The 12189-nt window shown below is 70.4% G+C and carries 7 protein-coding genes; all 7 read left to right on the forward strand.

Going from position 1 to position 12189, the window contains the following annotated elements; translation table 11 throughout:
• Nucleotides 1–53: 53 nt before the first annotated feature.
• On the forward strand, nt 54–2177 hold the full coding sequence (locus tag QM788_RS09900; RefSeq protein ID WP_415661326.1) for a hypothetical protein: 2124 nt from the start codon (nt 54–56) through the stop codon (nt 2175–2177).
• On the forward strand, nt 2167–2748 hold the full coding sequence (locus QM788_RS09905) for a shikimate kinase (RefSeq protein ID WP_415661327.1): 582 nt from the start codon (nt 2167–2169) through the stop codon (nt 2746–2748). Before QM788_RS09900 ends, QM788_RS09905 begins: the two co-directional genes overlap by 11 nt.
• A gap of 36 nt (nt 2749–2784) precedes the next feature.
• The gene (aroB, locus tag QM788_RS09910; RefSeq protein WP_415661328.1) at nt 2785–3879 is read left to right on the forward strand and encodes a 3-dehydroquinate synthase; all 1095 of its coding nucleotides are present in this window, start codon (nt 2785–2787) and stop codon (nt 3877–3879) included.
• The gene (locus QM788_RS09915; RefSeq protein WP_415661329.1) at nt 3879–5015 is read left to right on the forward strand and encodes a deoxyguanosinetriphosphate triphosphohydrolase; all 1137 of its coding nucleotides are present in this window, start codon (nt 3879–3881) and stop codon (nt 5013–5015) included. The genes aroB and QM788_RS09915 overlap by 1 nt, the downstream gene beginning before the upstream one ends.
• Before the next feature lie 73 nt (nt 5016–5088).
• Nucleotides 5089–5802, forward strand: a complete 714-nt coding sequence (locus QM788_RS09920; RefSeq protein ID WP_415661330.1) for an REP-associated tyrosine transposase — start codon at nt 5089–5091, stop codon at nt 5800–5802.
• A 129-nt stretch (nt 5803–5931) separates the two neighbouring features.
• A complete protein-coding gene (locus QM788_RS09925; protein ID WP_415661331.1) occupies nt 5932–10692 on the forward strand; it encodes a glutamate synthase-related protein in 4761 nt (1586 codons plus the stop codon).
• An 11-nt stretch (nt 10693–10703) separates the two neighbouring features.
• On the forward strand, nt 10704–12179 hold the full coding sequence (locus tag QM788_RS09930) for a glutamate synthase subunit beta (RefSeq protein WP_415661332.1): 1476 nt from the start codon (nt 10704–10706) through the stop codon (nt 12177–12179).
• The last annotated feature ends 10 nt before the right edge of the window (nt 12180–12189 follow it).

The raw sequence follows: 12189 nt of genomic DNA on the forward strand, positions 1-12189 counted from the left end.
ATGTGCGCGCGGCCACCGGCGGCGCGCGGGAGCAAGCAGAGATGATGAAGTCGATGAATCGCAGGGCCAGCGCCTTGCAGAAATGGGTGGCGGCCTGCCTGGCGGCGGTGCTGGTCGGCTGCGGTGGCGGCGGCGGCAACGCGGGCGCGCCGGTCGTCGGGCCGGGCTCGGGCTCGTCCAGTCCCACGGGCGGCGGCGCGACGGCGACGGCGGCCGACCTGGTGGTCGTGCTGAGCAAGTCCACGCTGGACAACAGCGGCACCGATTCGATCACCGCCACCGTGACTTCCATCGACGCCAACCGCGTGGCGGTCGGCGGCGTGCCGGTCAGCTTCGCGGTGAACGCCAATGCGCTGGTCACGCCGTCCGGCACGGCCACCGCCGCCAGTACCGGCGCGCTGACGGCGACGGTGACGCAGGGCGCCGACACCACGCCGCGGCCGGTGACGCTGACCGTCACGTCCGGCTCGGTCACGCGCGAAGTCACCTTCACCGTCGTGCAGGCCTCGACGACGACCAATCCGCAGGCCAACGACCTGACGCTGACGCTCAGCGCCAGCAGCATCGACAACTCCGGCAGCAAGACCGTCACGGCCACCGCGACGGCCGTCGACGCCTACCGCAATGCGCTGGCCGGCATCCCGGTGCAGCTGTCGGTGACCGACGGCAGCGCATTCATCGCGCCCTCCGGTGGCAACCAGACCAACGCCAGCGGTCAGGTCAGCGGCGTCGTCAGCATCGGCCAGGACCGCCTCGACCGTACGGTGACCGTGGTGGCCACCAGCGGCACGCTGACGCGCACCGCCGCGTTCCAGATCACCGGCACCAAGTTCGCCACGGCCAACCCGGTGCCGGCGGTGCCCGTTGCCGGCTCGCCGGCCAAGGTGGTCTACACGCTGACGGACGTGAACAGCAACCCGCTGGCGGGCGCCGCGATCACGGTGTCCGGCACCGGCGGCATCGCCGGCACGACCGGCACGACCGACCTGAACGGCAGCTACACCTTCGACTACGTGACGCCCAGCGCCCCGGGCACGACGCTGACCATCAGCGCAGCGGCGGGCAAGGCGACCTCGGAGGTGCTCATCGCCATCCCGGGCGGCGGCAGCTCGTCGGTGCCGGTGGCGGCGACGCCGGTGGCGACGACGCTGAACCTGTCCGCCGACGTGGTGGCCGTCAACACCGCCGATACCAGCAACCAGGTCACCGTGAACGCCTTCTTCCGCGACGGCAACAACGCCCCGGTGCCCTACGTCCGGGTGCTGTTCGGCGTCGCCGGCGACAACGGCACCGGCACGCTGGGCGCGGGTGCGCACACCGTGCTGTCCGACGCCTCGGGCAACGCCGCCACCTCGTACCGGCCGGGCGCGGTGAGCAGCCCGACCAACGGCGTGACCCTGCGCGCCTGCTGGAAGACCACGGACTTCGCCGCCGCCGACACCGCCGCCAACTGCGCGGCCGCCGGCGGCACGCTGCTGACCACGACGCTGACCATCGTCTCCAACCCGGTGGCCATCTCGATCGGCACGGACAACACCATCAGCAACGGTCCCTCCGGCCTGACCTACGTCAAGAAGTTCGTGGTGCTGGTGGTGGACTCGGCCGGCAACCCCAAGCCCGACGTGCAGATCACGCCGTCGCTGGACCTCGGCGGCTACGGCAAGGGCGGCTGGGCCTGGAACCCGGCGGCCGAGCGCTGGGAGCGGGCGCCCGACGGCGGCCACGTCTACGGCGCGCTGACGGCCACCTGCGCCAACGAGGACCTGAACCGCAACGGCGTCATCGACGCCGGCGAGGACATCAACGGCAGCAAGCAGCTCGAGCCCCGCAAGTCCGACGTGGCCATCACGCTGGTGGGCGCCACCCGCACCGATGCGAATGGCGTCGCCGTGCTGCAGCTCGAGTACCCGCAGAGCCTGGGCAGCTGGGTGCGCTACAAGATCACCGTCACCGCGGCCGGGGTGCTGAGCCCGCCGGCCTACTACCCCATGGGCCTGCCGGTGGCGCTGCCGTCGCGGTCCGCCGCGGCGCTCGGCTCCGAGGCCGCCGTCCGCAACTACCTCAACAACTACGCCTGGCTGCCGGTTTCCGGCGGCGCGCTGTCGGCGGAGTCGCCGCCGCCGGCCTTCGTCGTGAGCCCCTACGGCACGGCCGGTTCCTGCACGGATGCGCAGTGAGCTGATCGCGCTGGTCGGCATGCCCGGCGGTGGCAAGTCCACCGTCGGGCGCCAGCTGGCACGCCAGATCGGCGTGCCTTTTTTCGATTCGGACCACGAGATCGAGCGGCGCATCGGCGGCAGCATCAAGGCGTTCTTCGAGCAGCACGGCGAGGAGGCCTTCCGCGACCTCGAGACCCAGGTCATCGGCGAGCTGCTCGCCGAGCACCGGACCGGCGTGCTGGCCACCGGCGGCGGCGCCGTGCTGCGCGAGCGCAACCGCGAGCTGCTGCACGGCCGCTCGACGGTGCTGTACCTGCGCTCGACGCCGGAGGACCTGTTCCGCCGGTTGCGCCATGACACCACGCGGCCGCTGCTGCAGGTGCGCGACCCGCTGGCGCGGCTGCGCGAGCTGCACCACCAGCGCGACCCGCTGTACCGGCGCTGCGCGCACTACGTGCTCGAAAGCGCGCGGCCGTCGGTGCATGCGCTGGTCAACATGGCGCTGATGCAGCTGGAGCTGGCCGGCCTGCTGGACCCGAACCGCGTGGCGGCGACGGTGGGCGCGGAGCCGCCGCCGAAGCTGCATTGACGGCACGCGAAGGAGGCGGCTTTTACACTGCGCCGCATGCCCGCCACCGACACCGTCCGCATCCCGCTCCCCGACCACCGCGACTACGAGATCCGCATCGGCGCCGGCCTGCTGGATGAGCCGGGCAGCTGGCAGGGCCTGCCGCGGGCGGGCGCGGCCGTCGTCGTCAGCAACGAGACCGTCGCGCCGCTGTATGCGCAGCGCCTGCGCGAGCGCCTGCTGGCCGCCTACCCGCGGGTGGACCTGGTCGTGCTGCCCGACGGCGAGCGGCACAAGGACTGGGCCAGCCTGAACCGCATCTGCGACCACCTGCTGGCCGAGGCGCTGGACCGCCGGACCGTGCTGTTCGCGCTGGGCGGCGGCGTCATCGGCGACATGACCGGCTTCGCGGCCGCCATCTACATGCGCGGCGTGCCCTTCGTGCAGGTGCCGACGACGCTGCTGGCGCAGGTCGATTCGTCGGTGGGCGGCAAGACGGCCATCAACCACCCGCTGGGCAAGAACATGCTGGGCGCGTTCTACCAGCCGGTGCGCGTCATCGCGGACCTGGACACGCTGGACACGCTGCCGCAGCGCGAGCTGTGCGCGGGGCTGGCCGAGGTCATCAAGTACGGGCCCATCGCCGACGCCGGCTTCCTGGACTGGATCGAGGCCCACCTGGACGCGCTGCTGGCGCGCGACAAGGCGGCGCTGGCGCACGCGGTGCGGCGCAGCTGCGAGATCAAGGCCGCCGTCGTCGGCCAGGACGAGCGCGAGCAGGGCCTGCGCGCGATCCTGAACTTCGGCCACACCATCGGCCACGCCATCGAGGCGGGGCTGGGCTACGGCGAATGGCTGCACGGCGAGGCGGTGGGCTGTGGCATGGTGCTGGCGGCCGACCTGTCGCGGCGCCTGGGCCTGGTGCCTGAGGGCTTCGTCGAGCGGCTGCGGGCGTTGGTCGCCCGCGCCGGCCTGCCGGTGGTGCCGCCCCGGCTGGGCGCCGAGCGCTACCTGCAGCTGATGCGGGTGGACAAGAAGGCGGAGTCGGGCGCGATCCGCTTCGTGCTGATCGAGTCGCCCGGCCGGGCCGGGCTGCACGCGGTGCCCGATGCGCTGATCGCCGAGACGCTGGCCGCGCACGGAGCGGCCTGATGGCGGCCGCGCGACCGGCCTGCGCCGCCGACCCCGCCCGCAGCCGCGGCCGGCGCCTGCCGGAGCCGCCGGCGCCGACGCGCAGCGAGTTCCAGCGCGACCGCGACCGCATCATCCACAGCACCGCCTTCCGCCGGCTGGTCTACAAGACCCAGGTGTTCCTGAACCACGAGGGCGACCTGTTCCGCACGCGGCTGACGCACTCGCTGGAGGTGGCACAGCTCGGCCGCTCGATCGCCCGCAGCCTGGGGCTGGACGAGGACCTGGTGGAAGCCGTCGCGCTGGCGCACGACCTGGGGCACACGCCGTTCGGCCACGCCGGGCAGGACGTGCTGGACGACTGCATGCGCGGCCACGGCGGTTTCGAGCACAACCTGCAGTCGCTGCGCGTGGTGGATCAGCTGGAGCAGCGCTACCCGGCGTTCGACGGGCTGAACCTGTGCTTCGAGACGCGCGAGGGCATCCTCAAGCACTGCTCGCGGCGCAATGCCGAGCTGATCGACGCGGCCGAGCCCGGCGGCATCGCCGCGCGCTTCCTGCGCGGCGGCCAGCCCAGCCTGGAGGCGCAGCTGTGCAACCTCGCCGATGAGGTGGCCTACAACGCGCACGACGTGGACGACGGCGTGCGTTCCGGGCTGATCGAGCTGGAGCAGTTGCTGGAGGTGGACCTGGTGCGCGAGCACTGGCAGGCGGCCCGGGACGAGCACCCCGCGCTGGCCGGCCGCCGGCTGCTGTTCGAGACGATACGGCGCATGCTGTCGGCGCAGGTCTACGACATCATCGACGCCACCCGGGCGGCGCTCGCCGAGGCCGCGCCGGCCGACCCCGACGCGGTGCGCGGCTGCGCGCAGCCGCTGCTGCGCTTCAGCGCCGGCATGCGCGCCAGGAGCACGGCGCTGAAGCGCTTCCTGTTCGCCAACCTCTACCGCCACCCGCAGGTGCAGGCCACGCGGACCCGGGCCGAGGAGGTGCTGCGCGACCTGTTCGCCGCCTACTCGGCGGACGCGGGCCAGATGCCCGCCGACTTCGCCGCCCGCCCGGACCGCGAGCGCGCCTGCGCCGACTACATCGCCGGCATGACCGACCGCTTCGCGCTGCGCGAGCACCAAAGGCTGACCGGCAAGACCTTGTTCTAGCTTCTGAAAATGGGGTCGGAGTCGATTATCCTGGGCGTGCCGCCCCCGGCTTGCTGATCGACAAGGACCCGCCATGGCCCGCCTTCCCCGCCTGATCCTGCCGGACCAGCCGCACCACGTCATCCTGCGCGGCAACAACCGCCAGGCGATCTTCTTCAGCGACCTGGACCGCGAGCACCTGCTGGCCACGCTGGCCGAAGCGGCGGCGCAGTACCGCGTGGCCGTCCACGCCTACGTGCTGATGGACAACCACCTCCACCTGCTGCTGACGCCGCCGACCGCCGACGCGCTCAGCCGCATGATGCAGTCGCTGGGCCGGCGCTATGTCGGCTGGTTCAACGCGCGCCACCAGCGCAGCGGCACGCTCTGGGAAGGGCGCTTCCGCGCCGGGCTGATCGAGGGCGAGCGGCATCTGCTGGCCTGCATGCGCTACATCGAGCTGAACCCGGTGCGCGCCGGCCTGTGCCAGGAAGCGTCGCACTGGCCCTGGTCCAGCGCCGCGCACCACCTGGGCCTGGCCCGGAACCTGCTAATCACCGAGCACGAGATGTACTGGGCGCTCGGCAACACGCCCTTCGAGCGCGAGCATGCCTACCGCGAGCTGATGGCGCAGGGCGTCACCCTCGCCGAGCAGGTGCGGTTCACGGATGCGGTGCTGCGCGGCCGGCCGGTCGGCAGTGAGGGGTTTTTGAAGCCCTTGGCGGTGGCGCACGAGATGGTGGTCGTCCGGCGGCCGCGAGGCCGGCCGCGCAAGGCGGTGGCCGGCGGGGGTGGTGCGTCGACCTGACTATGGCCCCATTTAATTGCAGGCGGTCGTTGATCTGATAGAAAATCGACTCTGACCCCAATTTAATCCGGTTGTGGCATTTGCTGCGCTGCAGTACGCTCGCGCCCTGTCGTTTCCAAGGGGCCAGCCATGAGCCAGCACGCCGCGCAGATCCAGTCCGAAATCCAAGACCTCAGCCAGCATGGGCTGTACCGGCCGGCCAACGAGAAGGACGCCTGCGGCCTGGGCTTCGTCGCCCACATCAAGGGCCAGAAGGCGCACCACATCGTCCAGCAGGGCCTGAAGATCCTCGAGAACCTGGACCACCGCGGCGCGGTCGGCGCGGACAAGCTGATGGGCGACGGCGCCGGCATCCTGATCCAGATCCCCGACGAGTTCTACCGCGCCGAGATGCTCAAGCAGGGCATCGCGCTGCCGCCGCCCGGCGAGTACGGCGTCGGCATGATCTTCCTGCCCAAGGAGCACGCCTCCCGCTTGGCCTGCGAGCAGGAACTGGCCCGCGCGATCAAGGCCGAGGGCCAGGTGCTGCTCGGCTGGCGCGACGTGCCGGTGGACCGCGACATGCCCATGTCGCCCACCGTGCGCGAGAAGGAGCCGGTGATCCGCCAGATCTTCATCGGCCGCGGCCCGGACATCATCGTGCCCGACGCGCTGGAGCGGAAGCTCTACGTCATCCGCAAGACGGCCTCCAGCGCGATCCAGGCGCTGAAGCTCACGCACAGCCGCGAGTACTACGTGCCGTCGATGAGCTGCCGCACCGTCATCTACAAGGGCCTGCTGCTGGCCGACCAGGTCGGCAAGTACTACCAGGACCTGGCCGACCCGCGCGTCGTCTCGGCCATCGCGCTCGTCCACCAGCGCTTCTCGACCAACACCTTCCCCGAGTGGCCGCTGGCCCACCCCTACCGCATGGTCTGCCACAACGGCGAGATCAACACGGTCAAGGGCAACTTCAACTGGATGCGCGCCCGCGAAGGCGTCATGAAGTCGCCCGTGCTGGGCGAAGACCTGAAGAAGCTCTACCCGATCAGCTTCGAGCACCAATCCGACACCGCCACGTTCGACAACGCCATCGAGCTGCTGACGATGGCCGGCTACCCGCTCGCCCACGCCGCGATGATGATGATCCCCGAGGCTTGGGAGCAGCACGAGGGCATGGACGAGCGCCGCCGCGCCTTCTACGAGTACCACGCCGCGATGATGGAGCCCTGGGACGGCCCCGCCGCGATGGCCTTCACCGACGGCCGCCAGGTCTGCGCCGCGCTGGACCGCAACGGCCTGCGCCCCTCGCGCTACTGCATCACCGACGACGACCTGGTCGTCATGGCGTCCGAGTCCGGCGTGCTGCCGATCCCCGAGAGCCGCATCGTCAAGAAGTGGCGGCTGCAGCCCGGCAAGATGTTCCTGATCGACCTGGAGCAGGGCCGCATCGTCGATGACGAGGAGCTGAAGAACCAGTACGCCAACGCGCGCCCCTACCGGCAGTGGATCGAGAACGTCCGCGTCAAGCTGGACGACATCGACGTGCCTGCCGCCGCGCGCCCCGGCTTCGCCACCCCGCTGCTGGACCGCCAGCAGGCCTTCGGCACCACGCAGGAGGACCTCAAGTTCCTGCTCGCGCCGATGGCCGCCAACGGCGAGGAGGGCATCGGCTCGATGGGCAACGACTCGCCGCTGGCCGTGCTGTCGAGCAAGAACAAGCCGCTCTACAACTACTTCAAGCAGCTGTTCGCCCAGGTCACGAACCCGCCGATCGACCCGATCCGCGAGAACATCGTGATGAGCCTGAACAGCTTCATCGGCCCCAAGCCCAACCTGCTGGACATCAACGCGATCAATCCCCCGATGCGGCTGGAAGTCAGCCAGCCCATCCTGGACTTCGACGACATGGCGCGCCTGCGCGGCATCGAGGCGCCGACGAACGGCAAGTTCAAGCCCTGCGAGCTGGACATCACCTACCCGCGCGAGTGGGGCCGCGAGGGCGTCGAGGCGCAGCTGGCCTCGCTGTGCGCGTCGGCCGTCGATGCGATCAAGACCGGCCACAACATCCTCATCATCACGGACCGCCACCTGGGCGCCGCCCGCATCGCCATTCCCGCGCTGCTGGCGCTATCGGCCGTGCACCACCACCTGGTGCGCGAGGGCTTGCGGACCACGGCCGGCCTGGTCGTCGAGACCGGCACCGCGCGCGAGGTGCACCACTTCGCCGTGCTGGCCGGCTATGGCGCCGAGGCCGTCCACCCCTACCTCGCGCTGGAGACGCTGGAGGCCATGCGCGACGAGCTGCCCGCCTCGCTGACGCCCGAGCAGGCCCGCTACCACTACATCAAGGCGGTGGGCAAGGGCCTGTCCAAGATCATGTCCAAGATGGGCATCTCGACCTACATGTCCTACTGCGGCGCGCAGATCTTCGAGGCCATCGGCCTGAAGGCGGACTTCGTCGAGAAGTACTTCCGCGGCACGCCCACGCAGGTCGGCGGCATCGGCGTGTTCGAGGTGGCCGAGGAGGCCATCCGCATGCACGAGAGCGCCTTCGGCGACGACCCGCTGCTGGACGGCATGCTGGAGACCGGCGGCGAGTACGCCTGGCGCAGCCGCGGCGAAGAGCACATGTGGACGCCCGACGCCATCGCCAAGCTGCAGCACAGCGCGCGCTCGGGCAAGTTCGAGACCTACAAGGAATACGCGCAGATCATCAACGACCAGAGCAAGCGCCACATGACGCTGCGCGGCCTGTTCGAGTTCAAGTTCGACCCGGCCAAGGCCGTGCCGCTGGAGGAAGTCGAGCCTGCGGCCGAGATCGTCAAGCGCTTCGCGACCGGCGCGATGTCGCTGGGCTCCATCTCCACGGAAGCGCATGCGACGCTGGCCGTCGCGATGAACCGCATCGGCGGCAAGAGCAACACCGGCGAGGGCGGCGAGGACCCGGCGCGCTACCGCAACGAGCTCAAGGGCATCAAGATCACCGGCGGCAGCAAGGTCGGCGACGTGCTGGGCCACAGGATCATGGAGGCCGACTACGAGCTGCAGGACGGCGACTCGCTGCGCTCCAGGATCAAGCAGGTGGCCTCGGGCCGCTTCGGCGTGACGACCGAATACCTGGTCAGCGCCGACCAGATCCAGATCAAGATGGCCCAGGGCGCCAAGCCCGGCGAGGGCGGCCAGCTGCCGGGCGGCAAGGTGTCCGAGTACATCGGCTTCCTGCGCCACTCGGTGCCCGGCGTCGGCCTGATCAGCCCGCCGCCGCACCACGACATCTACTCCATCGAGGACCTGGCCCAGCTCATCCACGACCTGAAGAACGTCAACCCGCGCGCCGACGTGTCGGTCAAGCTGGTGTCCGAGGTCGGCGTGGGCACCATCGCCACCGGCGTGGCCAAGTGCAAGGCCGACCACCTCGTCATCGCCGGCCACGACGGCGGCACCGGCGCGTCGCCGTGGAGTTCCATCAAGCACTGCGGCACGCCGTGGGAACTGGGCCTGGCCGAGGCGCAGCAGACCCTGGTGCTGAACCGGCTGCGCGGCCGCGTGCGCGTGCAGGCCGACGGCCAGATGAAGACCGGCCGCGACGTCGTCATCGGCGCGTTGCTGGGCGCGGACGAGTTCGGCTTCGCGACCGCGCCGCTGGTGGCCGAGGGCTGCATCATGATGCGCAAGTGCCACCTGAACACCTGCCCGGTAGGCGTGGCCACGCAGGACCCGGTGCTGCGCAAGAAGTTCACCGGCCGGCCCGAGCACGTCGTCAACTACCTCTTCTTCGTCGCCGAGGAGGCGCGGCAGATCATGGCGCAGCTCGGCGTGCGCAAGTTCGACGAACTGATCGGCCGCTCCGATTGGCTGGACACGAAGAAGGCCATCACGCACTGGAAGGCCAAGGGCCTGGACTTCTCGCGCATCTTCCACCGCCCGAACGTGCCCGCCGACGTGGCCCGCCTGCACGACGACGTGCAGGACCACGGCCTGGACCGCGCGCTCGACGTGAAGCTGATCGAGAAGTGCCTGCCCGCCTTCGACAAGGGCGAGAAGGTGCAGTTCATGCAGGAGGTGAGCAATGTGCGCCGCTCGGTCGGCGCGCGCCTCTCGGGCGAGCTGATCCGCCGCCGCCCCGAGGGCCTGCCGGACCACACCATCTTCATCCAGATGGAAGGCACCGGCGGCCAGAGCTTCGGCGCCTTCCTGGCCCAGGGCATCAGCTTCTACCTGATCGGCGACGCCAACGACTACACCGGCAAGGGCCTGTCCGGCGGCCGCATCGTCGTGCGCCCCAGCATTGAGTTCCGCGGCGACGCGACGCAGAACATCATCGTCGGCAACACCGCGCTGTACGGCGCGACGCGCGGCGAGGCCTTCTTCCGCGGCGTGGCCGGCGAGCGCTTCGCGGTGCGGCTGTCCGGCGCCACGGCGGTCGTCGAAGGCACCGGCGACCACGGCTGCGAATACATGACCGGCGGCACCGTCGCCGTGCTCGGCAGGACCGGCCGCAACTTCGCCGCCGGCATGAGCGGCGGCATCGCCTACGTGTTCGACGAGGACGGCCAGTTCGCCAGGCGCTGCAACACCGCGATGGTGTCGCTGGAGAAGCTGCTGCCCGCGCACGAGCAGGAGGCCGGCGTCGACAAGGCCATCTGGCACCGCACCAAGGCCGTGGACGGCATGGACCGCGAGCCGCAGACCGACGAGGCCATCCTGAAGAAGCTGCTGGAGGACCACCACCGCTGGACCGGCAGCCAGCGGGCCCGCGACATCCTGGACCACTGGGCCGAGTCGCGCGCCAAGTTCGTCAAGGTGTTCCCGAACGAGTACCGCCGTGCGCTCGGCGAGATCAACGCCGCCCGGGCAGCCGCACAAACCATCGCCCAGGCCAAGGCGCCTGAAGCCGCGAAAGTCTGAGGAGAGCCACCGTGGGAAAAGTCACCGGCTTCATGGAATACGAGCGCCTGGAAGAGGGCTATGAGCCCGTCGCCGCGCGCGTCAAGAACTACAAAGAGTTCGTCATCGGCCTGAGCGTCGAGCAGGCCAAGGTGCAGGGCGCGCGCTGCATGGACTGCGGCACGCCGTTCTGCAACAACGGCTGCCCGGTCAACAACGTCATCCCGGACTTCAACGACCTGGTCTACAAGGGCCGCACCGAGGACTGGAAGCACGCCATCCACGTGCTGCACAGCACCAACAACTTCCCCGAGTTCACCGGCCGCATCTGCCCCGCGCCCTGCGAGGCGGCCTGCACGCTGAACGTCAACGACGACGCGGTGGGCATCAAGTCCATCGAGCACGCCATCATCGACCGCGCCTGGGCGGAAGGCTGGGTCACGGCCCGGCCGGCCCAGGTCAAGACCGGCAAGACCGTCGCCATCGTCGGCGCCGGCCCGGCCGGCCTGGCGGCGGCGCAGCAACTCGCGCGCGCCGGCCACAGCGTCACCGTGTTCGAGAAGAACGACCGCGTCGGTGGCCTGCTGCGCTACGGCATCCCGGACTTCAAGATGGAGAAGTCCCACATCGACCGCCGCGTCGAGCAGATGAAGGCCGAGGGCGTCGAATTCCGCACCGGCGTGCTGGTCGGCGCGCTGCCCGAGGGCAGCAAGGTCACCAACTGGGCCAAGGAAACGGTCAGTGCCGACGACCTGAAGGCCCGGTTCGACGCGGTGCTGCTGACCGGCGGCGCCGAGCAGTCGCGCGACCTGCCCGTGCCCGGCCGCGACCTGGCCGGCGTCCACTTCGCGATGGAGTTCCTGCCGCAGCAGAACAAGGTCAACGCGGGCGACAAGCTGAAGCAGCAGATCCGCGCGGACGGCAAGCACGTCATCGTCATCGGCGGCGGCGACACCGGCAGCGACTGCGTCGGCACCAGCAACCGCCATGGCGCCAAGAGCGTCACGCAGTTCGAGTTGCTGCCGCAGCCGCCTGAGGTCGAGGACCGGCCGCTGACCTGGCCCTACTGGCCGATCAAGCTGCGCACCTCGTCCAGCCACGAGGAAGGCTGCGAGCGCGAGTTCGCGATCGCCACCAAGGAGTTCATCGGCGAGAAGGGCAAGCTCACCGGCGTCAAGACCGTGCGCCTGCAATGGCAGGGCGGCCGGATGACCGAGGTCGAGGGCAGCGAGCAGGTGCTGAAGGCCGACCTCGCCTTCCTGGCCATGGGCTTCGTGTCGCCGGTGGCGACGGTGCTGGAGGCCTTCGGCGTCGACAAGGACGGGCGCGGCAACGGCAAGGCCGCGACCGACGGCGCCCACGCCTACCGGACCAATGTCGACAAGGTGTTCGCCGCTGGCGACATGCGCCGCGGCCAGAGCCTGGTGGTCTGGGCCATCCGCGAAGGCCGGCAGGCGGCGCGGGCGGTGGACGAATACCTGATGGGCGCGACGACGCTGCCCCGCTGAACCGGCGGCG

The organism is Roseateles sp. (assembly GCF_047654785.1).
In the GTDB taxonomy this organism is placed as follows: domain Bacteria; phylum Pseudomonadota; class Gammaproteobacteria; order Burkholderiales; family Burkholderiaceae_C; genus Pelomonas.

Excerpts from the sequence above, each read along its gene's own strand:
- QM788_RS09905 (WP_415661327.1), top strand. The coding sequence starts at position 2,167 with ATGCGCAGTGAGCTGATCGCGCTGGTCGGCATGCCCGGCGGTGGCAAG.
- QM788_RS09925 (WP_415661331.1), top strand. The coding sequence starts at position 5,932 with ATGAGCCAGCACGCCGCGCAGATCCAGTCCGAAATCCAAGACCTCAGC.
- aroB (WP_415661328.1), top strand. The coding sequence starts at position 2,785 with ATGCCCGCCACCGACACCGTCCGCATCCCGCTCCCCGACCACCGCGAC.
- QM788_RS09920 (WP_415661330.1), top strand. The coding sequence starts at position 5,089 with ATGGCCCGCCTTCCCCGCCTGATCCTGCCGGACCAGCCGCACCACGTC.
- QM788_RS09915 (WP_415661329.1), top strand. The coding sequence starts at position 3,879 with ATGGCGGCCGCGCGACCGGCCTGCGCCGCCGACCCCGCCCGCAGCCGC.
- QM788_RS09900 (WP_415661326.1), top strand. The coding sequence starts at position 54 with ATGAATCGCAGGGCCAGCGCCTTGCAGAAATGGGTGGCGGCCTGCCTG.